Origin of the sequence: Nocardia nepalensis (assembly GCF_048910785.1) — a bacterium.
Classification (GTDB): Bacteria; Actinomycetota; Actinomycetes; order Mycobacteriales; family Mycobacteriaceae; genus Nocardia; species Nocardia nepalensis.
This window is the reverse complement of record NZ_JBKBET010000021.1, coordinates 303,298-323,171: the sequence shown is the minus strand read 5'-3', so window position 1 is coordinate 323,171 and position 19,874 is coordinate 303,298. Positions and strand designations below refer to the sequence as shown.

The following is a 19,874-nucleotide window of genomic DNA, read 5'->3' as shown; positions in this document are numbered from 1 at the left end:
CGATGAAGGCCTATGTCCTTCGGTCATTCGGTCCACCGGAGCAGCTGACTCGCACCGATATCGACCAGCCGGTACCCGCGGATGACGAGGTGTTGGTTCGGGTGCGTGCCACCTCGGTTCAGCCCTATGACTGGCATTTCCTGCGCGGCGAGCCGTATATCGCGCGGTTGATGGGTGGCGGCGTCGGATTGCGCAAGCCGTCCATCGCCATCCTGGGCGCGGATATGGCGGGGGTGGTCGAAGGTGTCGGCAAGGCGGTGACCGGATTTCGGCCCGGCGATGAGGTATTCGCGATGCTCAAAGGTGGTGGCTTCGCCGAGTACGTATGTGTCAGGGAAAGTGAGTTGGCACCGAAGCCGACGAACCTGACGTTCGAGCAGGCGGCGGCGGTACCGCTGGCGGCCAATACCGCGTTGGTGGCCCTGCGCGACGAGGGACGGATCCGAGCCGGGCAGCGGGTATTGATCAATGGCGCGTCCGGAGGTGTGGGCACATTCGCCGTCCAGCTCGCGCATGCGTTCGGCGCGGTGGTCACCGGTGTCTGCGGCACGCGGAATGTGGAGCTGGTCCGTTCGCTCGGCGCCGATGCGGTAATCGATTACACCGCAGCGGATTTCACCCGGAACGGGCAGCGCTACGACCTGTTGGTGGATATCGCGGGGAGTCGTTCGTTGTCGGCATGTCGCCGCGTGCTGACTGCCAAGGGCGCCTATGTCGCGGTCGGCGGGCCGGCGGGTCGTTGGCTGCAACCCGCCGGACGGATGTTCGCGGCGTTGGCGCGCGCGCCGTTCATCTCGCAGCGAGTCGCGCTGGCGGAGGTGACCCGATGCACTCGGAACAGGGAAAACCTCATGGCGCTGACCGAGCTCATCGAGGACGGAAAGATCACCCCGGTCATCGACCGGACCTATTCATTCAGCGAAATACCGGCGGCCGTGCGATACCAGGAGGAAGGCCACGCCACCGGAAAGGTGGTCGTGGCCACCGACTAGCGCGCTGAGCGGATCAACCGCGCCTGCCACGCAGGTAGTCGCTGACCACGGCGGCGCCGAGACCATCCAGGTCCGGCGCCACCACGCGACCACCGCTGCGGCGGGCCACCAGGTCGACGAATGCGGCTAGGCTCGGGTCCTCGCCGAGCATGAATACGGTGACCGACGCGCCCAGCTTGGCCAGGGCGTCCACCTGTGCCATGGTCACGGCCAAGGTGCGCGGTTCCGGAGGCCAGTTGAAGTACGCCGCACCGTCCGGCTCCAGGTGAGCCGTCGGCTCGCCATCCGTCACGACGAGCACGACGGGTACGGCGTCCGGATGCCTGCGCAGGTGCCGTCCGGCCAGCAATAGTGCGTGGTGCAGGTTGGTGCCCTGTTCCCAAACGCCTTCCAGCGCGGTCAGTTCGCCGATGTCGACGGTCGTGGCGTGTCGGCCGAAGGTGATCAGGTTCAGCGCGTCGGAGCGGAACCGGGTGCTGATCAACTGATGCACGGCGAGAGCGGTGCGTTTCATCGGCAGCCACCTGCCCTCCTGCACCATCGACCACGATGTGTCGACACAGAGGGCAACGGCCGCCCGCGACCGCTGTTCGGTTTCCATGATCTCGACATCGGAAACGTCCAGCGCGACACTGCGACTGCCCACCGACATCGATCGCAGCACCGCGTTGCGTACGGTCCTGGGCACGTCCCACGGTTCGGTGTCACCGAATTGCCATGGCCGGGTGGCGCCCGTCGGCTCGCCAGCCGCACCGGCCAACCTGGTATCCCGCTCGCCGCGACGGGACCGCAACTGGCCGATGACGGCACGCAGCGCGGTCTCGCCGAGCCGTCGCAAAGCCTTGGGCGTCAACCGAAGTGAGCCGTCCGGCGCCCGTTCGAATACGCCCTGTCTGCGCAGTTCGCGCTCCAGATCGGCCAGCCGAGCGGCGTCCACGCCGGCGGCGTCGCCGAGTTGGCGGGTCAGGGCGTCCAGGTCGATATCCTCGAGCCTGGCTCCCGGGTAGGACTGGCCGAGCTGCTCGGCGAGTGCGTCCAGTTCGGCGAGGTCCTGCAGGGCCTGGGTGCCCGCGCCGAGACCCAACGGATCGTTACCGCGGAAGCGCTGGGCGGAGTCCCAGTCCTCGCCCGGCCGCAGCGCGCGCAGGGCGGCGTCGAGGGCGGCGACCTGCTCGGCGATGCGCGGATCGCCGAATGCCTGCCCGATCAGCTGCGCCAGTTCTGCTTGCTGTTCGGCGGACATCGAGTTCAACATGCGTTGTGCGGCGGCGGACCTGGCGGCGAGCGCATCGATCAGCTCATCGGTATTGCGCGGATTCTCCGGGAAGAAATCGCCGTGCTCGGCCATGAATTCGGCGAACTGCTGCTCGGTGTTCTCGCCCCGAGCATGCGCCGCGAGCAGGTCGTTCAGATCGGACAGCATTCGTCCGACGCGCTCGACGTCCTCGGGTGTGGTGTTCTGCAGCGCTTGTTTCATGCCCTGGAACCGGGATTCGAGCAGTTCCTGACCGAGCAGGTCGCGGATCTTCTGGTAGTTCTGCCTGCCGGTTTCCGATCGCCACTCGTATTCGGCCAGCTCGTTGACGGCGGCCGCGGTGCTCGGCGGCAGTGCGTCCAGTTGTGCTTCGGCGAATCTGGCGTCGTCCGAGGGATCCGGGAACAGTTCGCGGCGCTCGGCTTCGAGTGCCTGCTCGAGCAGTTCGCGGACCTCTTGCAGGGTGCCGTCGAGCCGGTGTTGTCGAGCGATCTCGGCGCGGCGCTGCCAGACCTGCCGGGTCAGCTCGTCCAGTCCCCGCATATCGCGCATGCCGCGTCGCAGCAGCTCCTCCAGCGCGGTGCGGGGCGAACTGCCCTCCATCACATCGCGCCCGATTTGGTCCAGCGCCTCCCGTAGATCGAGCGGAGGTGCCAGTGGATCGGGACCGTCGTGATAGGGCCCGTAGGCGTAGCGATCGGGGGTCACGAGCCGTACACCGCGACGCCGTCGTCGGAATCCTTGGCCACCTGGCGAGCCAGATAGAGGGCTTCCAGCGCGAATTCGACCGCCGAAGCGATCCGGGCGGGCGGTTCGGTGGCGCCGACGCCGAGCCGCTGCGCGACCTCGTGCAGGACAGGCAGTTCCGGCAACGCGGACAGGACATCCTGGCCGGGCACGCGCTCGCCGGTGGTGACCAGATGACCGTCGCCGACCGCCTCTGCCAATGGCCGCAGATTCAGCCCACCGAGCAGCGCACTCGCCGTCTCGGCGAACGATCGCCGCAGCAGATGCGTGAGATGCTCCTGCTCACGGCCTTCCTCACCGGACTCGAACTCCAGCTTGCCGCGCAACACCGCGGGCACCGATTCGAGGTCGACGGGTCGTGCCACGGCGGGGTGCTCGCCGGTGAGCGCCGACCTGCGCAGCGCGGCGGCGGCCACCGTTTCGGCGGCGGCGACCGCGAAACGCGCGGACACACCGGAGCGCTGGTCGATCGCGGACGAATCGCGCAGGTGCCGGACGAACCGGGCCAGCACCTCGATCAACGGGTCGCCCACCTCGGCGACCAGTTCGGCCTCCTGCCGGACCAGCGCCACCTCGGCCTTGACGCTCAGCGGGTAGTGGGTGCGGATCTCCGCGCCGAACCGGTCCTTCAGCGGTGTGATGATCCGGCCGCGGTTGGTGTAGTCCTCGGGGTTGGCGGTGGCCACGAGCAGCACGTCGAGGGGCAGGCGCAGGGTGTAGCCGCGGACCTGGATGTCGCGCTCCTCCATCACATTCAGCAGCGCGACCTGGATGCGTTCGGCGAGATCGGGCAGCTCGTTGATCGCGACGATGCCGCGGTGGGCGCGCGGCACGAGTCCGAAGTGGATGGTCTCCGGATCGCCGAGGCTGCGGCCCTCGGCCACCTTGACCGGATCGACGTCACCGATCAAGTCGCCGACGGAGGTGTCCGGTGTTGCGAGCTTTTCCGCGTAGCGCTGCGAGCGGTGCCGCCAGGTAACCGGCAGGTCATCGCCCAATTCCGCGGCCAGTCGGCGGCCGGCCGGGCTGATCGGTTCGAGCGGGTGCTCGCCCAATTCGGTGCCGACGATGACCGGTGTCCACTCGTCGAGGAGCCCGACCATGGTGCGCAGCAGCCGGGTCTTGCCCTGGCCGCGCTCACCGAGCAGCACGACATCGTGGCCGGCCAGCAGTGCGCGCTCCAACTGCGGCAGGACGGTCCGATCGAAGCCGACGATCCCCGGCCAGGGATCGCCGCCGGAACCCAACCGGGACAACAGGTTCTCGCGAATCTCGGTCTTCACGCTGCGCGGCAGATGGCCGCCCGCCCGCAACTCGCCCACGGTTGTCGGCAGATGTTCTGGAACAATCACCCCTTCGACGCTACGTCGGTTCCGCGATCGGGTCGACGTGGAGCAGCGCACGGAAACATGCCGGAAATAAGCTTGACAGGCACGGGCGGCCGGGCGGAGGTATCGACACCCCGCCCGGACCGCACTGGAGTTTTACCAGCTTTTCCCCCTTCGGTCGGGGAGATCGGTGTGAACGGGGTCGCTATCTAGAATGAATCGACCGTGTTCATCGTTTTCGGGAGTCGCCGCCGTGACCATTCAGCCCGTTCGCCTCTTCGGCGATCCCATTCTGCGTTCGCGTGCGGCGGAGGTCACCGAATTCGATCGTGAGCTGCGGCAGTTGGTCACCGATCTGACCGACACCATGCACGACGACGGTGGGGTCGGCATGGCGGCGCCGCAGATCGGCGTCGGTCTGCGGGTTTTCGTCTACGACACCGAGGACGCCAGAGGGCATCTGATCAATCCGACCTACGAGGTGGTCGGTGCGGAGGAACAGGTCGGCCCCGAGGGCTGCCTGTCGATTCCCGGGGTGCGTTATGACACGCGGCGCGCGCTTCGGGTGCGTGCCACCGGTGTCGATGTGGACGGTAAGCCGGTCGAGTTCGCGGCCGAGGGGCTGCTGGCCCGTTGCGTTCAGCACGAGACCGACCATTTGGACGGCGTGCTGTTCATCGATCGGCTCGATCCCGCGCAACGCAAGGAGGCGATGCGCACCATTCGCGAATCCGATTGGTTCAGTGCGGGTATCACCGTGCGCAGTTCGCGTGCGCTCGGGTCGAGCGAGGCCGGACCGTTCGGACGGGGTCGCTGATGCGCATCGTCTTCGCGGGTACACCGGAACCGGCGGTCCCGTCGCTGCAGCGTTTCATCGATTCGGAGCGGCATGAGGTCGTTGCCGTACTCACTCGCCCCGACGCGATCGCCGGGCGTGGGCGCAAGGTGCAGCGGTCGCCGGTCGGGCGGCTCGCCGATGAGCACGGCATTCCGGTCCTGATGCCCCGACGTCCCGCCGAACCCGAATTCATCGAGCAGCTCACCGAATTGGCGCCGGATTGCTGTCCGGTGGTGGCCTATGGTGCGCTGCTGCCGCAGCAGGTGCTCGACATTCCGCGCTTCGGCTGGATCAACCTGCACTTCTCGCTGCTGCCCGCCTGGCGCGGCGCGGCGCCGGTGCAGGCGGCGATCGACGCGGGTGACGAGATCACCGGCGCGTCCACGTTCGAGATCGAGGCGGGCCTGGACACCGGGCCGGTCTTCGGCGTGGTGACCGAGAAGATCGCGGTGACCGATACGGCGGGCACACTGCTCGACCGGCTCGCTCACACCGGGGCGGTGCTGCTGGAGAAGACGCTCGACGGCGTGGAAGACGGGACGTTGCACGCGGTTCCGCAATCCCATGACGGCGTTTCCTACGCGCCCAAGGTGCCGGTCGAGGCCGGGCACATCCGCTGGGACCAGCCCGCACTGGCGATCAACCGCCGCATCCGCGCGGTCACCCCGGCACCCGGTGCCTGGACCGAGGTCAATGGCACCCGTCTCAAGCTCGGCCCTGTCGAGATGGTCGAGGAAGTCCTGCCGGAACGGACCATCGAGGTCCGCAAGTCCGGCGTTTTCGTCGGCACCGCCACCACCGCGGTCCGCCTCGATCAGGTTCAGCCGCAAGGTAAGCGCATGATGGCCGCCCTGGACTGGGCCCGCGGCGCCCGCCTGCAGCCCGGCGCGGTGGTCGAGTGACGACGCCCGAGCGCCGCCCGCACGGCCGCAGCGCGGCCGCCGATCCGGGTAACCGCAAGTCCGTGCAGAAATCCGTCGACTCCGGTTGGCTCGCCCGCGCGACGTCAGCGAAAAGCGGTGCACAACAGAAGAATTCGGTGTCGGCGCGGCGGGACGACGACCGCGGCGGCACGCGCGCGCAGTACAACGCGCGCACCAGGAACAATCCGGCGCACCGGGATATGGACGAAGCCCGGCCGTGGCGCACCGACCAGATCCGCGGCGATGCGCGGCGGACCCAATCAGAGCGGCGGAATATGACCGAACAGCGTAAATCCGCATCATCGGGGGACAGTTCGTCGCAGCGCAAAGGACACTCCGCGCCGCGCGGCGGGTGGCAGGGCGACGCAGCGCGCGCCGATCGGGGCGGAAGTCGCGCGGATGCCGGGCAAGGCAAGCCGGTCGGGCGCGGGAGTGCGGCCGGTCGGAGCGATCGTTCGCAAGGGACCGGTGCGTCGGGTGAACCGCGGGGGAGCCGTTCGGGTGCGGCGAAGTCCGGTTCGTCAGGATGGACCGAGGGGCGGCAGGGCAAGGGGGGCGATGAGCGTCGGTCGAATCGGACGGGCCGTGCGAGTGCGGCCGCACCGGGTGGCGGGCGTGGCAAATCCGAGCGGAGTGGTTCTGCCCGGCCGGTGAGCGGGCGTGGGGATTCGCCGAAGGGCCACGGGCGGCACAAGGAATCCGCTGGGTCCGCCGATCCGGTGCGGCTGGTGGCGCGGGATGTATTGCGGGCGGTGCGGGAGCGGGAGGCATACGCGAATCTGGTGCTGCCGGGGCTGCTGCGGGAACGGCGGATCTCGGGGCGCGATGCGGCGTTGGCGACCGAATTGACCTACGGGGCTTGCCGTTCGCTCGGGTTGCTCGACGCGGTGATCGCGGCGGGCGCGGGGCGGCCGGTCGAGGAGATCGATGGGCCGCTGCTGGATGTGTTGCGGCTCGGGGTCTATCAGTTGCTGCGCACTCGGATCGGGGCGCACGCGGCGGTGGACACCTCGGTGGCGCTGGCGCGCACGGAATTCGGGGCCGGTAAGGCGGGTTTCGTGAATGCCGTACTGCGGAGGGCGGGGGAGAAGTCCGTCGACGAGTGGGTGGCGCAACTCGCGCCGCGAGATCCGGTGGGGCGGCTGGCCTTCGAGTTCGCGCATCCGGTGTGGATCGCGCAGGCCTTCGCGGACGCGCTCGGCGCGCGGGCCGGGGAACTGCGGGATGTGCTCGCAGCCGATGACGCTCGTCCGATCGTGCATCTGGTCGCCCGGCCCGGCGATATCACCGCCGAGGAATTGGCCCTGGTGACCGGTGGTGAAGAGGGCAAGTGGTCGCCGTACGCGGTGTACCTCGACGGCGGCGGCGATCCCGGCAAACTCGAACCCGTGCGCGAAGGTATGGCGGCCGTACAGGACGAGGGCAGTCAACTCGTCGCACTCGCGCTGACCCGCGCGGAGCTGGAGGGTCCGGATTACGGCCGCTGGCTCGACCTGTGCGCCGGACCCGGTGGTAAGGCCGCCCTGCTCGGCGCGATCGCCGCGATCGACGGACACCGTGTCGACGCGGTCGAACCGGCCGAACATCGCGCCGAACTCGTCCGCAAGGCGGTCCACGACCTACCCGTCGACGTGCACGTCGCCGACGGCCGCACCAGCGGACTCACCCCCGGCTACGACCGCATCCTGGTCGACGCGCCCTGCACCGGCCTCGGCGCGCTGCGCCGACGCCCGGAGGCCCGCTGGCGGCGTACCCCCGCCGACGTCGCCGAACTGGTCATCCTGCAACGCGAACTCCTCGCCGCCGCATGGGATCTCCTGCGTCCCGGGGGCGTTGTCCTCTACTCGACCTGCTCTCCCCATCTCCCGGAGACCGTCGCCGTAGTCGCCGACGCCGCTCGCCGCACCGGTGCCATCCAACTCGACACCCGCGAACTCCTCCCGGGCGTCACCGATATCGGCGACGGCCCGGGCGCTCAACTCTGGCCGCACCGCCACGGTACCGACGCCATGTTCCTCGCGGCCCTGCGCAAACCGGTCGAATAGCACCGATCACATTTGTCCAAGACTTCGGCAGGTCGACGGCGCAGACTGACCGGATGGCGATGACGTGGCAGGATACCCCTACATCCTCATCGATCTGGACCGGATCGAGCCCGATCAGCTGCGCGAAATGCTCGAAGCCACAGCGACCCGAGCGTTTCTAGTCGCGGGCCGACTGCTCGCGCAGACGGGCAAGGGTTTTCGCGAGGATGCGGGAGACGTGCATCTGCGAGATGCCCATGCGCTGAGCGATCTGGGTTTGGGTCATCGATTCGAAGAATCGCATCGTGAGGATGCGACGTTCCCGCTCCGGGAGTCCGGCGAGCAGTGGACGGATCGCGACATACTCCTCCACCCGGTCGAATTGGGATTCCTCCTCGCCCAGGGTGTCCAGCAGCGACGCCTCGGTATCGCGGCCGAGTGAAGCGGCATCGATGGAACTCGGCTGGTAGGCATTGCCCGCGATGACGGCCTGGGTCACCTCGTCCGGATCCACATCGAGTTCGGCGGCGATCTCTTTCGCGGTGGGGGAGCGGCCCAACGATTGCGAAAGCGAGTCGATGGCGGCACCGATCCGCAGATGCGTCTCCTTCACCCGTCTGGGCACCCGCATGGCCCAGGTGTTGTCGCGGAAATAGCGACGCACCTCGCCCATGATGGTCGGCACCGCGAAGGACAGGAAATTCGAGCCGCGCGAAATATCGAAACGATCGACCGCGTGCACCAATCCGACCCGCGCCACCTGGGTGAGGTCGTCGAAGGGCTCACCGCGACCGCTGAATTTGCGGGCGATGTGATCGGCGAGCGGAATGCAGCGGCTGATCAGCTCCGCGCGCAGCGCGTTATGCCGTGCGGTGCCCGGTTTGGCGGCGGCGAGCTGCTCGAACAGCGCACCGACATCGTCGTAGCCCGCGCCCGAGGCCTGGAGGGTTTCGACTTCCTCGGCGGCTTCTTCGGTCAGCACGGGTTCGACGTCCTCGTCCCGTTCGGCGTCGGACACAGTGTTCTCGTCCGCCACTACGCTTTCCCCCGGACCCGACGGAACTCCACCGTCGTCGGATATCCGGAAACGGGCACGTCGTAGGGATCTTGTGTCGCTTGTACGTCATCGGTGAGAGTGCGCAGCACATGCCAGCCGAAGCTGCGCTGATCCGGCAGTCCCTCGGTGGCCGCTACCCCGGTGACGCGAACGAGTAGTTCGTGGTCACCGACGGTGAACCGGCAGTGCAGGCTGGACTCCGGCGCCGCGACCGCGATCAGGGTCGAGCACACCTCGTCGACGGCCAGCCGGATATCGGCCACCTCGTCCAAGGTGAAATCGCTGAGCAGCACCAGTGTTTCGGCGAGCCCGCGCACGATCGGCAGCTGCGTCACCGACGCAGCCACCCGAATCTCCACCGGGGTGCTGTAGAGCCCCTGTTCCGCCGAAATGTTGATCACCCTATGCAGGCTACCCACTCACAGCCGGAGCAACCCTAGGTACCGGTAAGCTCCCGCGATGTGTCTGCTTCGACGTTTACGCGCCCGACCACGCCGATGATCGCCCCGTCCATCCTATCCGCCGACTTCGCGCACCTCGCCGACGAGGCGAAGGCAGTGCATGGCGCGGATTGGTTGCACGTCGATGTGATGGACGCCCACTTCGTGCCGAATCTCACTCTCGGACTCCCGGTGGTCGAAAGTCTGTTGAAGGCGACCGACATTCCACTGGACTGCCACCTGATGATCGAGGATCCGGGCCGCTGGGCCCCGCCCTATGCGGAGGCCGGTGCGCATAACGTCACCTTCCACGCCGAGGCGACCGACGATCCGATCGCGGTGGCGCGCGATATTCGCGCGGCCGGCGCCAAGGCCGGTCTTTCGGTGAAGCCGAATACGCCGATCGAGCCGTATCTGGAAATCCTGCGTGACTTCGACACGCTGCTGGTGATGAGCGTGGAACCCGGTTTCGGCGGGCAGTCCTTCATTCCGCACGTGCTGGAGAAGGCGCGCATTGTGCGTCGGCTGGTGGACGCGGGCGAGTTGCGTTTGATCGTGGAGATCGACGGCGGCATCAATGCCGACACCATCGAGGCGGCCGCGGAGGCGGGCATCGATTGTTTCGTCGCCGGATCCGCGGTCTACAACACCACCGACCCGGCGGCAACCGTCGAAAAGCTGCGGCAGCAGGCCGCGGCATTGCGCGCGGTCTGAATTACCCGGACGAGGCGAATCTCCTAGCGGGCCGGCGCTTTCCGACTGCCGAGCGCTCGCGTCGCCTCGATCACCGCGCCGAGCGGTGGCAGGGTCGTCGCGTTCTCCGGCGGCTGGATCCAGGTGCGATAGCCGGTGCGCTCGTCATCCGGTGAGGGGAGCACCACCTGGCTTCCGGTGCAGGCGACGGTCGCGTAGAGCCGGAACAGCTCCGCGGAGACGGCCGCGCTGAGGATATCGGCGCGGGCCGGTCCGGTGATGAATGTCCAGCGTCTCGACCTCGGGTGGTGGACCACCGGGGCGGCGATCTGTGCCTGTGCCAGCTGCCGGTGCACCTGTTCGCCGAGATCGACCGGCATGGTGATGGCGCCGTAATGGGTGCCGATATGGAGCAGGATCCGGCGCGAGGTCGGGTCGATCGACGCGGGCATATGAAATTCGCGCCGGTACTGCACACAGCGAACTTCCAGCGTCGAATCGACAAGTGTGGTCACGCAACACCCCCATTAGTGTCGAACCTGATTTGACCCACTGTGCTGTTTCGGCTTCCTCGAGTGGTGGATGTCCTGGTCGAACTCGCCGGGGCCAGCGTCGGGGCCCCGGGTAGAACCGTTCCGCACTGAACTGATCGGGTCGAAGTTGAACGAAAAGAATCAGCTGCATAACAATCTTGCGACCATTTTTTCGCCCGCGCAAGGTTTCGGTGTAATCGTGTCTCGAGTGGGTACAACGTCGAGTTCGACATTATGTGCAACGGGTGAAATGCCGCAGCGCGGTTCCGGAAAATAGGAATGAAACAATTATCGTCGGCGGGTGAACGGCGATATTTCCGCACGGCCGTGAATTAATTCGCATCAAAAAATAATCGACGCTGGTTCTGTGCGGCGTGGTCTGCTCTGCGGGTCTGCTTCCGGCCCATGTCGCCGAGCCGCGGTTTCGACCGGCCGGTGGGCGGAACCGCGCTGTCGTCTACGACCCGGCGTCGTTACGCTGAGCAGGGACCGGTGCGCCGACGGGAATAGTCGCCGGATCCCGGCTGTTCGGCAACCGTAGAAACGACGCGACAGGGAGTCAAGGCATGTTCACAGGCATCGTCGAGGAGCTCGGCGAGATCGTCGCCACCGAGGAGCTGGCCGACGCCGCTCGTTTGACGATCCGCGGCAAGCTGGTGACTTCCGATGCCGGACACGGCGATTCGATCGCCGTCAACGGCGTCTGTCTGACCGTGGTCGACGTGGTCGACGGCGATTCGTTCACCGTCGACGTGATGCAGGAGACGCTGAACCGCTCCAGCATCGGTGGGCTCGGCGCGGGTTCGCGGGTCAATCTCGAACGCGCGGCCGCGTTGAACAGCCGGCTCGGCGGCCACCTGGTGCAGGGACACGTCGACGGCACCGGCACGGTGCTCGCGCGCACGCCGTCGGAGAACTGGGAGGTCGTGCGGATCTCGCTGCCAGACGCGATCGCCCGCTATGTAGTGGAGAAGGGTTCGATCACCGTCGACGGCATCTCGCTGACCGTCTCGGGTCTGGGCATTGCCGACGCGCCCGCCGCCGACGGCAACCGCGACTGGTTCGAGGTCTCGCTGATCCCGACCACCCTGTCCATGACGAACCTCGGCACCGCCGTCGTCGGCACCAAGGTGAACCTGGAAGTAGACGTCATCGCCAAGTACGTAGAGCGCCTGCAACAGCGCGGCTGATCCGGCCGGGCGGCGGCGACGCGCAGTCGACGCCGTAGTGTAGTGAGGCAGCTATTTCGAGATGGAGCACAGCAGACGTGACCAGGTTCGACACCATCGAGCGCGCAGTCGCCGATATCGCCGCCGGTAAGGCGGTTGTCGTCGTCGACGACGAGGACCGTGAGAACGAGGGCGACCTCATCTTCGCGGCGGAAAAGGCGACCCCCGAGCTGGTCGCCTTCATGATTCGCTACACCTCCGGTTATATCTGCGTGCCGCTCATGGGTGAGGACTGCGACCGGCTCGGCCTGCCGCCGATGTACGCGCAGAACCAGGACAAGCACGGCACCGCCTACACCGTCTCGGTCGATGCCAGGGAGGGCATCACCACCGGCATCTCCGGCGCCGACCGCGCCACCACCATGCGCCTGCTCGCCGACCCGAATGCGAAGGCCGACGATCTGACCCGCCCCGGTCACGTGGTTCCGTTGCGCGCCAAGGACGGTGGCGTGCTGCGCCGCCCCGGCCACACCGAGGCCGCGGTCGATCTGGCCCGGATGGCCGGACTGCATCCCGCGGGTGTCATCTGCGAGATCGTCAGCCAGAAGGACGAGGGCCATATGGCCCGCACCGAGGAGCTGCGCGTCTTCGCCGACGAGCACAACCTCGCGCTGATCTCCATCGCGGAAATGATCGCCTGGCGGCGCAAGCACGAGAAGCAGGTCATCCGGGTCGCCGAGGCCAGGATCCCCACGGCGCACGGCGAATTCAAGGCCGTCGGATATCAGAGCATCTACGACGATGTCGAACATGTCGCATTGGTGCGCGGCGATATCGAAGACGGCGACGATGTGCTGGTTCGAGTGCACTCCGAATGCCTCACCGGCGACGTCTTCGGCTCACTGCGCTGCGACTGCGGTCCCCAGCTGGACGCCGCACTGGAGATGGTGGCCCAGGAGGATCGCGGCGTGGTGCTCTACATGCGCGGACACGAGGGTCGCGGCATCGGGCTGATGCACAAATTGCAGGCCTACCAGCTGCAGGACTCCGGTCACGACACCGTCGACGCGAATCTGGAGCTCGGCCTGCCCGCCGACGCCCGCGACTACGGCACCGGCGCGCAGATCCTGGTGGATCTGGGCATCCGGTCCATGCGCCTGCTCACCAACAATCCGGCCAAGCGCGTCGGACTGGACGGGTACGGCCTCAAGATCACCGAGCGGGTGCCGATGCCGTTGCGCGCCAATGCGGAGAACCTGCGGTACCTGCGCACCAAGCGGGACCGGATGGGGCACGACCTGATCGGGCTGGACGAGCTCGACCTGGGCGAGACGGCGCAGTGATCTTCCACCCCTACACAGTGCGGAAAGGAAACCGATGAGCGGCACCGGCGTACCCAGCTTCGAGCTGTCGGATGCCAAGGACCTCAAGCTCGGCATCGTCGCATCGCGCTGGCACACCCAGATCTGCGACACGCTGGTCGCGAATGCGGAGAAGGTGGCCAAGGACGCGGGCGTCGAGCACATCACCGTGGTGCGCTGCGCGGGCGCGATGGAGCTGCCGGTGGTGGCCCAGGAGCTGGCCCGCTCACATGACGCGGTGGTCGCGCTCGGCGTGGTGATCCGCGGTGGCACACCGCATTTCGAATACGTCTGTGATGCGGTGACCGCCGGTCTGACTCGGGTCTCGTTGGATGCGGGCACGCCCGTCGCGAACGGCGTGCTGACCACCAATAACGAGGCGGAGGCCCTGGACCGGGCCGGATTGCCCGGCTCCGCCGAGAACAAGGGCGAACAGGCCGCCGCGGCAGCGCTCGACGCCGCGCTCACGCTGCGCGCGCTGCGGCCCTAGATCATGCCGGTCGTTCGCATCTGGCGCAGAGGCCCCGCCGCCGAGCCGGGATCCGAGTGGGAGCTCGAAGTGCGGCCGCATCGCGCGATCCGGACCGCGTGGACGGTGGCGGTGCTGCTTGTTGCAGGTTTCACCGCGGGGGGCATCTGGTTGCGCCACGGTTCGACGGGCGTGAACTTCCGGCTCGCGGATCAGCTCGCGATGATCGGCATCGGCGTGCTCGGTGCGGCGGCGGTGCTGCTGCTGACCCGGCCGCGGGTGCGCGTCGGCAAGCGCGGGGTTTCGGTACGCAATGTCCTGGGCGACACCGAATTCCCTTGGGCATACATCCGCGGCGTCTCGTTCCCGGATCGGAAGTCCTGGGCCCGCCTCGAACTCGTCGACGACGATTACGTGCCGCTGATGGCGATTCGCTCCAACGATAAGGAACGCGCGGCCGAGGCGCTGGATAAGCTGCGCGAGCTCGGCGCGAAATACACTGCCGCGCAGCAGTGACGGGCGGCTTCAGCAGTCGCAGGGCAAGGGTTTCTCGTCGGTGCTGAGCGATCAAGAATCACGGATCCGTGTTTCCTGGTGACGACCAAGTTGGCGCTATGAGCGTTTCGGGTTCGAACGCCAGCGCGAACTGGCGCTCGACAACAGGCCGCCGCGCTATCCGATGCTATGAGCCGGATAGCGCAGCCATGGTCAGCGGGTGTCGCCGAGTACCGCGCCTTCGCGCCGCGGGTCCGCGCCGCCGATCCAGCCATCGGATCCGTCGCGCTGCAAGGCGCTGAGTCCGCTGGACTGCGGGGCGACCGAGACCTGATGGCCCAGTTCGCGTAGGCGCAGGACCAGCGGATCGTGGTCGCCGTTATCGGTGGCGTTGATCGCGGGATGTTCACCGCCGACGCCGGTCGCCGGACTGTTACCCGCGCCGAAGGCCACCCCGGACACCGCCTGCTGCGGGTCCAGGCCCCAATCCAGCACGCCGATCAGGGCCTTCACGACGAACTGGATGATCACCGAACCGCCGGGTGAGCCGGCGACCTGGGTCAGGGTGCCCCGGGAGCCGTCGGCGGCGCGGTCGAAGACCAGGGTCGGGCTCATCGAACTGCGCGGCCGCTTGCCCGGCTGCACGCGATTGGCGACAGGGGCGCCGTCGGTGCCGAGCGGGTCGGCGGAGAAGTCGGTGAGCTGGTTGTTCAGCACGAATCCGTCGACCAGGTGGAACGATCCGAAGGCCGATTCGACCGTGGTGGTCATCGAGGCGGCATTGCCGTACTTGTCGACGATCGAAATATGGCTGGTGCCGTGCTCGGGCGGCTGCAGGCCGACCCCGAGCGGAACCGGGCCGAAATCGCCGGGCTTTGCGGTGCCCATGCTGTGGCCGGGATCGATCAGGCCGGAGCGCTGCTTCAGGTAGTCCTTGTTCAGCAGGGTCTGCGGCGAATTACCGGGCAGCGGAATGAAATCCGTATCGGCGACGTACTTGTTGCGGTCGGCGTAGGCGAGTCGCTCGGCCTCGGAGATGAGGTGCACCGCATCGGCCTTCGGCTTGCCGCCGTTGCTGTCGATATTGTCCGGCTTCAGCGCGGACAGGTCGAAGTTCTCCAGGATGCCGAGGGTGGCGGCGACGGTAATGCCGCCCGAGGACGGGCTCGGTATACCGCAGATCTCGTGCGTGCGGTAGCCGGTGCAGAGCGCGGTTCGCTTCTTGGCCTGGTATCCGGCGAGGTCGTCGGCGGTGATCAGGCTCGGCGTGCGCCCGCCCGCGGTGGAGGCGGCCGCGTCGACGATGTCACGGGCGATCGTGCCGGTGTAGAAGGCATTCGCGCCGTCGCTGGCGATGGCGTTGAGGGATTTGGACATCGCGGGGTTGGTCAGGACGGTGTCGGCCCGTTTGGGTGTGCCGTCCGGATTGAGGAAATACGCCTTCGCGGATTCGTCAACGGCCAGATCCTTGGCCGATTCGGCGATCTGACCCGCCAGGCGCGGACTGATCGGGAAACCCTGGTCGGCGATGCCGATGGCCGGGTTGAACAAGTCCCGCCAGGTGGTCTTGCCGTGGTCGCGATGCGCCATTTCCAGCATCCGCAAGACTCCGGGCACGCCGATCGAGCGCCCGCTCGCGCGTGTACTCGGCTTCGGCTCGGTCCGATCGGAATCACTGACCCAGCGCAGATAGTTCTCGGTCGCAGCCGCGGGCGCGACCTCGCGGCCGTCGTAGGCCTCCACGCTGTTGCTCGCGGCGTCGTAATAGAGGAGAAACGCGCCGCCGCCGATGCCGGAGGCCTGCGGTTCGACCAATCCGAGCACGGTCTGCGCCGAGATCAGCGCATCCGCGGCCGTGCCGCCATTGCTCAGCACCTCGCAGGCGGCCTTGGTGGCGAGCGGGTTGGCCGTCGAGACCGCGTAGGTCTTGGTGCGCACGGCCGTCATCCCGGACCGGTAGCCGGTCGCGATTTCGGGATTGGTGCTCAGATCCTTGGTCGCGCCGGGCGTCGCGCCCGCGGAGGTCGCGACCACCGGGGTGCCGTTCGGCGTCGCCGAACACGCCGCGTTCGCCGGTTTGTCCTCGGACGAACATCCGCTGACAACGCCGATGATGAGCGTGAGCGCCGCCGCGGCGCTGACCCAGGTTCCTCGCGTGCGACTCATGGACGGCACTGTATCGCCGATCGCCGAACGTCGCGGGAAATCCAGCACCGTGGGCTCCCAGCCATGGTGAGCCGGATCCGAATGCGTCGAAAACGCCTCGCGGGCAAGCACTCTCCGCAGGTGATCATTCGGTCCGAGGTCCGCCGATGCGCACGGTCGGTACGCTGGATCGAGTGGCGATCGAGGCGGTGTTGTTCGACTTCTCCGGCACGCTGTTCCGGCTGGAGCCCGATGAAGTCTGGGACGACATGGTCGGACCCGATGGCAAACCCTTGGACCAGGCCGCGATCCTGGACCGGATGACCACGCCGGTCGGTCACGGCGCGCGGTTCGACGCCGCGGGCCGGACCGCGTGGGAGCGGCGCGACCTGGATCCGGCGATGCACCGCACGGCCTACCTCGAGGTGCTGCGGCAAGCCGGGGTGCCGACGCAGGCACTCGTCGAACGGCTCTACGACTGGATGCTCGACCCATTGGCGTGGACACCGTATCCGGACACCGGCGCGGTTCTGAAAACCTTGGCGGCGCAAGATATCCCGGTTGCCGTGGTGAGCAATATCGCCTTCGATATCCGCCCGGCGTTCGCCGCCGGCGGCTGGGACCGACTCGTCGCCGCCCACACCCTGTCCTTCGAAGTCGGTGCGGTGAAACCGGATCCGCGGATCTTCCTGACCGCGTTGGACCGGCTCGGGGTGCGCCCGGAGTCGGCGTTGATGGTCGGTGACAGCGCCGAGGCCGATGGTGGTGCCGTGGCCGCGGGCTGCGGTTTCGCGCTGGTCGATCCGTTGCCGACGGCGGATCGCGCCGAAGGGCTGCTCGACGTCCTGCGTAGGTACGAACTCGCCTAGCGGCCGTTATGTGACCTGCGCCACACTCTTCTGGTCTCGAATACCGATGTCCCGGAACTGAATTAGCTTGCTGTGACGCCCACCACATCGCGGCGCGCAAGCTCGAGCGGGGAGTGGTTATGGATGCCGAGGCATATTTCCAATCGTCGGCCGTGCGCACGGCGTGGCCCGTCGGCCTGCCCGAATCGGTCCGCGAGGCCAGGGAGGCCGCATCGGGTCTGGCGGGCTTCGGTCTCGCCTATCCGATCGTCATGGGCCTGATCGCGGGAGATCAGGCGGCCAGATCCGCGGCCGTGCAATTCGGCTATAGCTGGATACTCGGAATCGCCGTATTCGCTCTCGGCCGTGGAGCGATGGTGCGCTGGGTCGCCATCGGCCTGGCCATAATGCAGACCGTCGCGGTGCTGCGGGTGCATGTCGAGGCTGTCCCGGAATTGGCGAGGCTGGTCGTGGTCCTGTTCACGCTCGGCGCGTCGGCGACGATCGTCTACCAGCTGCGGCGGCCGGAAGCCAAGGCCTGGTTCGACTTTCGAGTAATCGAGGTCGATTGGTGAGTCCGGCGGATCAGGCAGGTTGTGCGGACGGCTCGGGCGCGAGATCCGGCTGGAGGTCGGCTGCGGATCTCGCATAGCGCTGCGCGAGGACCGTGCAGGTGAGCAGCTGGATCTGATGGAAGACCATGAGCGGCAACACGATCAGACCGACCGAATGCCCGGCGAACAGCACCGAAGCCATGGGGAGTCCGGTCGCGAGACTCTTCTTCGAGCCGCAGAAGATCGCGACGATCTGGTCGGGGCGCGAGAAACCGAGCAGTCGGCTGCCGAACGTAGTGACCGTGAGAACGATGGCGAGGATGCCAGCACAAACAGCGACGGTCGCCGCCAGCGCGCGCGGCGAGACGCCGCTCCAGATGTGTTCGACCATGCCCGCGCTGAAGGCGGCGTAGACGACGAGATAGACCGAGCCGCGATCGACGGCCCTGGTCACCGTGGCATGCCGCAGCAGCCAGGTCATCCGGGTGCGCAGCGACTGACCCGCCAGGAACGGCAGCAGCAACTGGACCACGATCGCGAGGATCGCGGTGGGGGAGACACTGGCATTGCCGGTGGTGTCCAGCAACAGCATCACCAGCAGCGGGGTCGCGAACACACCGATCAGATTCGACAGCGACGCGCTGACCACCGCACCCGCAACATTGCCGCGGGCAATCGAGGTGAAGGCGATCGATGACTGCACGGTCGACGGCACCAGACAGAGGAACAGCACACCGATGTAGAGGTCCTCGGTGAGCACTGAAGGCACCAGCAAGTGCAGTGCCAGGCCGATAAGCGGGAAGAGCAGGTAGGTCACCGCCAGCACCGACGAGTGCAGCCGCCAATGCCGCAAACCGGCCAGCGCCTCACGGGGTGCGAGCCGCGCGCCGTACAGGAAGAAGAGCACGCCGATCGCGATCTTGGTAATCCAGTCGAGCGCATCGGCCGCGGTGCCGCGCGCGGGCAATAGCGCGCCCACCGCCACGCTGACCAGGATGCCGAGCATGAACGCGTCGATACGTAGTTTGGCGAACAACTGCACCAGTCGACCATATGACTCGGCCAACTGATCGCGACAGGCGTTCAGATCGATATCTGTAAACGCGATCGGTGATAATTAGAGCCGTGTTCGAACCCGAGCTGCTGAGGACCTTCCTCGCCGTCGAACGCGCGGGTGGCTTCACCGCGGCAGGTCGCATCCTCGGCTTGCGCCAGTCCACCATCAGCGGCCACATCGCCCGCCTGGAGAAGGCCGCTGGGCGCGAACTGTTCCGACGCGACACCCGCAACCTCGCGTTGACCGCCGACGGCGCGGCCATGGTCGGCTTCGCCCGCACCATCCTCGACGCGCAAGCCCAGGCCGAGCGCTATTTCTCCGGCTCCACCCTCACCGGCCTGATCCGCCTCGGCGCCTCCGATGACGTGATGGCCCGTGAATTCCCCGACGCACTTCTGGAATTCCAGCGCACCCATCCCGGCATCGATCTGGAACTCACCGTTGGCCTCAGCGAAAACCTCAAAACCCGCATGGAGACCGGCGAACTCGACCTGGTCGTCGGCAAACGCCTGCCCGGTGAACGCCACGGCGAACTGCTCTGGCGCGACCGCCTGGTGTGGGCGGGCCGTTCGGCCACAACGGAATTCGACGATCCGGTCCCGCTGGTCACCTACCCGCCGCCCAGCCTCACCCGCCGCCTCGCACTGAAGGCACTCGAACGCGACGCCCGCACCTGGCGGGTGACCTGCACCAGCGACAGCCAACTCGGCCTGCGCGCCGCCGTGCTCGCCGGTCTCGGCGTCATCGTGCACGCCGAAACCCTGCTGCCGGACGGTCTCGTCGTCCTGTCCGACCGCCGCCTGCCGGATCTGGGCGAGCTCGAGTTCGTCCTGATGCGCCGCCGCACCCGCCTGTCACCACCGGAACAGGCGCTGTGCGACGCCATCATCGCCAGCGCGCGCCGCTTCACCTGAGCCGTGCACCCCGGGCGAGCGCCGCGCCCGTG

19 protein-coding genes are annotated in these 19,874 nt (G+C 67.4%); 12 read left to right on the top strand and 7 right to left on the bottom strand.

The window, feature by feature from the left end:
* Positions 1 to 2 precede the first annotated feature (2 nt).
* Positions 3 to 992 (top strand): NAD(P)-dependent alcohol dehydrogenase, encoded by a 990-nt coding sequence (locus ACHQ4I_RS18420; RefSeq protein ID WP_420773015.1) that lies wholly within the window; start codon positions 3 to 5, stop codon positions 990 to 992.
* A 13-nt stretch (positions 993 to 1,005) separates the two neighbouring features.
* Here the strand turns inward: ACHQ4I_RS18420 and ACHQ4I_RS18415 are convergent, their stop codons facing one another.
* Together ACHQ4I_RS18415 and ACHQ4I_RS18410 are read right to left on the bottom strand one after the other, a co-directional pair.
* Positions 1,006 to 2,955, bottom strand: a complete 1,950-nt coding sequence (locus ACHQ4I_RS18415) for a vWA domain-containing protein (protein WP_420773014.1) — start codon at positions 2,953 to 2,955, stop codon at positions 1,006 to 1,008.
* Complete coding sequence (locus tag ACHQ4I_RS18410; protein ID WP_420773013.1) at positions 2,952 to 4,346, bottom strand: ATP-binding protein; 1,395 nt, start codon at positions 4,344 to 4,346, stop codon at positions 2,952 to 2,954. The genes ACHQ4I_RS18415 and ACHQ4I_RS18410 overlap by 4 nt, the downstream gene beginning before the upstream one ends.
* 229 nt (positions 4,347 to 4,575) lie before the next feature.
* On the opposite strand from ACHQ4I_RS18410, the gene def reads away from it, so the two are divergent.
* The 3 genes from def to ACHQ4I_RS18395 all read left to right on the top strand — a co-directional run bounded on the left by def (position 4,576) and on the right by ACHQ4I_RS18395 (position 8,128).
* Positions 4,576 to 5,139 carry a peptide deformylase gene (gene def / locus ACHQ4I_RS18405; RefSeq protein ID WP_420773012.1) on the top strand — a complete coding sequence of 188 codons (564 nt, stop codon included), beginning with the start codon at positions 4,576 to 4,578 and terminating at the stop codon, positions 5,137 to 5,139.
* Positions 5,139 to 6,062, top strand: a complete 924-nt coding sequence (fmt, locus tag ACHQ4I_RS18400) for a methionyl-tRNA formyltransferase (RefSeq protein ID WP_420773011.1) — start codon at positions 5,139 to 5,141, stop codon at positions 6,060 to 6,062. Before def ends, fmt begins: the two co-directional genes overlap by 1 nt.
* 671 nt (positions 6,063 to 6,733) lie before the next feature.
* Positions 6,734 to 8,128, top strand: a complete 1,395-nt coding sequence (locus ACHQ4I_RS18395) for an RsmB/NOP family class I SAM-dependent RNA methyltransferase (protein ID WP_420773094.1) — start codon at positions 6,734 to 6,736, stop codon at positions 8,126 to 8,128.
* A gap of 157 nt (positions 8,129 to 8,285) precedes the next feature.
* Here the strand turns inward: ACHQ4I_RS18395 and ACHQ4I_RS18390 are convergent, their stop codons facing one another.
* Positions 8,286 to 9,089 carry a SigB/SigF/SigG family RNA polymerase sigma factor gene (locus ACHQ4I_RS18390; protein ID WP_420773093.1) on the bottom strand — a complete coding sequence of 268 codons (804 nt, stop codon included), beginning with the start codon at positions 9,087 to 9,089 and terminating at the stop codon, positions 8,286 to 8,288.
* Between the two features lie 53 nt (positions 9,090 to 9,142).
* Positions 9,143 to 9,565, bottom strand: a complete 423-nt coding sequence (locus tag ACHQ4I_RS18385) for an ATP-binding protein (protein WP_420773010.1) — start codon at positions 9,563 to 9,565, stop codon at positions 9,143 to 9,145.
* 96 nt (positions 9,566 to 9,661) lie between these two features.
* On the opposite strand from ACHQ4I_RS18385, the gene rpe reads away from it, so the two are divergent.
* A complete protein-coding gene (rpe, locus tag ACHQ4I_RS18380; protein ID WP_420773092.1) occupies positions 9,662 to 10,318 on the top strand; it encodes a ribulose-phosphate 3-epimerase in 657 nt (218 codons plus the stop codon).
* A 23-nt stretch (positions 10,319 to 10,341) separates the two neighbouring features.
* Here rpe and ACHQ4I_RS18375 read toward each other — a convergent pair whose 3' ends face one another.
* Positions 10,342 to 10,812, bottom strand: coding sequence for a hypothetical protein (locus ACHQ4I_RS18375; protein ID WP_420773009.1), 471 nt, complete (start codon positions 10,810 to 10,812; stop codon positions 10,342 to 10,344).
* A gap of 584 nt (positions 10,813 to 11,396) precedes the next feature.
* Here ACHQ4I_RS18375 and ACHQ4I_RS18370 point away from each other — a divergent pair.
* The 4 genes from ACHQ4I_RS18370 (at position 11,397) to ACHQ4I_RS18355 (ending at position 14,345) form a co-directional block, all read left to right on the top strand.
* The gene (locus ACHQ4I_RS18370; protein WP_420773008.1) at positions 11,397 to 12,020 is read left to right on the top strand and encodes a riboflavin synthase; all 624 of its coding nucleotides are present in this window, start codon (positions 11,397 to 11,399) and stop codon (positions 12,018 to 12,020) included.
* 77 nt (positions 12,021 to 12,097) lie between these two features.
* A complete protein-coding gene (locus tag ACHQ4I_RS18365; RefSeq protein ID WP_420773007.1) occupies positions 12,098 to 13,342 on the top strand; it encodes a bifunctional 3,4-dihydroxy-2-butanone-4-phosphate synthase/GTP cyclohydrolase II in 1,245 nt (414 codons plus the stop codon).
* 34 nt (positions 13,343 to 13,376) lie between these two features.
* Positions 13,377 to 13,850, top strand: coding sequence for a 6,7-dimethyl-8-ribityllumazine synthase (ribH, locus tag ACHQ4I_RS18360; RefSeq protein ID WP_364340246.1), 474 nt, complete (start codon positions 13,377 to 13,379; stop codon positions 13,848 to 13,850).
* A gap of 3 nt (positions 13,851 to 13,853) precedes the next feature.
* Positions 13,854 to 14,345 (top strand): PH domain-containing protein, encoded by a 492-nt coding sequence (locus ACHQ4I_RS18355; RefSeq protein WP_420773006.1) that lies wholly within the window; start codon positions 13,854 to 13,856, stop codon positions 14,343 to 14,345.
* Between the two features lie 192 nt (positions 14,346 to 14,537).
* Here the strand turns inward: ACHQ4I_RS18355 and ACHQ4I_RS18350 are convergent, their stop codons facing one another.
* Positions 14,538 to 16,490 (bottom strand): gamma-glutamyltransferase family protein, encoded by a 1,953-nt coding sequence (locus ACHQ4I_RS18350; protein WP_420773005.1) that lies wholly within the window; start codon positions 16,488 to 16,490, stop codon positions 14,538 to 14,540.
* A gap of 146 nt (positions 16,491 to 16,636) precedes the next feature.
* Between ACHQ4I_RS18350 and ACHQ4I_RS18345 the strand changes: the two genes are divergently transcribed.
* The gene (locus ACHQ4I_RS18345; RefSeq protein WP_420773004.1) at positions 16,637 to 17,338 is read left to right on the top strand and encodes an HAD family hydrolase; all 702 of its coding nucleotides are present in this window, start codon (positions 16,637 to 16,639) and stop codon (positions 17,336 to 17,338) included.
* Positions 17,339 to 17,457: 119 nt separating this feature from the next.
* Positions 17,458 to 17,892 (top strand): hypothetical protein, encoded by a 435-nt coding sequence (locus ACHQ4I_RS18340; RefSeq protein ID WP_420773003.1) that lies wholly within the window; start codon positions 17,458 to 17,460, stop codon positions 17,890 to 17,892.
* A 10-nt stretch (positions 17,893 to 17,902) separates the two neighbouring features.
* Here ACHQ4I_RS18340 and ACHQ4I_RS18335 read toward each other — a convergent pair whose 3' ends face one another.
* The gene (locus tag ACHQ4I_RS18335; RefSeq protein WP_420773002.1) at positions 17,903 to 18,913 is read right to left on the bottom strand and encodes a bile acid:sodium symporter family protein; all 1,011 of its coding nucleotides are present in this window, start codon (positions 18,911 to 18,913) and stop codon (positions 17,903 to 17,905) included.
* An 83-nt stretch (positions 18,914 to 18,996) separates the two neighbouring features.
* Here ACHQ4I_RS18335 and ACHQ4I_RS18330 point away from each other — a divergent pair, with 83 nt between their 5' ends.
* Positions 18,997 to 19,842, top strand: coding sequence for a LysR family transcriptional regulator (locus tag ACHQ4I_RS18330; RefSeq protein ID WP_420773001.1), 846 nt, complete (start codon positions 18,997 to 18,999; stop codon positions 19,840 to 19,842).
* The last annotated feature ends 32 nt before the right edge of the window (positions 19,843 to 19,874 follow it).

What these genes read in the sequence shown, in the direction of transcription:
- ACHQ4I_RS18420 (WP_420773015.1), top strand. Translation starts at nt 3, where the DNA reads ATGAAGGCCTATGTCCTTCGGTCATTCGGTCCACCGGAGCAGCTGACT.
- fmt (WP_420773011.1), top strand. Translation starts at nt 5,139, where the DNA reads ATGCGCATCGTCTTCGCGGGTACACCGGAACCGGCGGTCCCGTCGCTG.
- rpe (WP_420773092.1), top strand. Translation starts at nt 9,662, where the DNA reads ATGATCGCCCCGTCCATCCTATCCGCCGACTTCGCGCACCTCGCCGAC.
- ACHQ4I_RS18370 (WP_420773008.1), top strand. Translation starts at nt 11,397, where the DNA reads ATGTTCACAGGCATCGTCGAGGAGCTCGGCGAGATCGTCGCCACCGAG.
- ribH (WP_364340246.1), top strand. Translation starts at nt 13,377, where the DNA reads ATGAGCGGCACCGGCGTACCCAGCTTCGAGCTGTCGGATGCCAAGGAC.
- ACHQ4I_RS18355 (WP_420773006.1), top strand. Translation starts at nt 13,854, where the DNA reads ATGCCGGTCGTTCGCATCTGGCGCAGAGGCCCCGCCGCCGAGCCGGGA.
- ACHQ4I_RS18350 (WP_420773005.1), bottom strand. Translation starts at nt 16,490, where the DNA reads ATGAGTCGCACGCGAGGAACCTGGGTCAGCGCCGCGGCGGCGCTCACG.
- ACHQ4I_RS18345 (WP_420773004.1), top strand. Translation starts at nt 16,637, where the DNA reads ATGCGCACGGTCGGTACGCTGGATCGAGTGGCGATCGAGGCGGTGTTG.
- ACHQ4I_RS18340 (WP_420773003.1), top strand. Translation starts at nt 17,458, where the DNA reads ATGGATGCCGAGGCATATTTCCAATCGTCGGCCGTGCGCACGGCGTGG.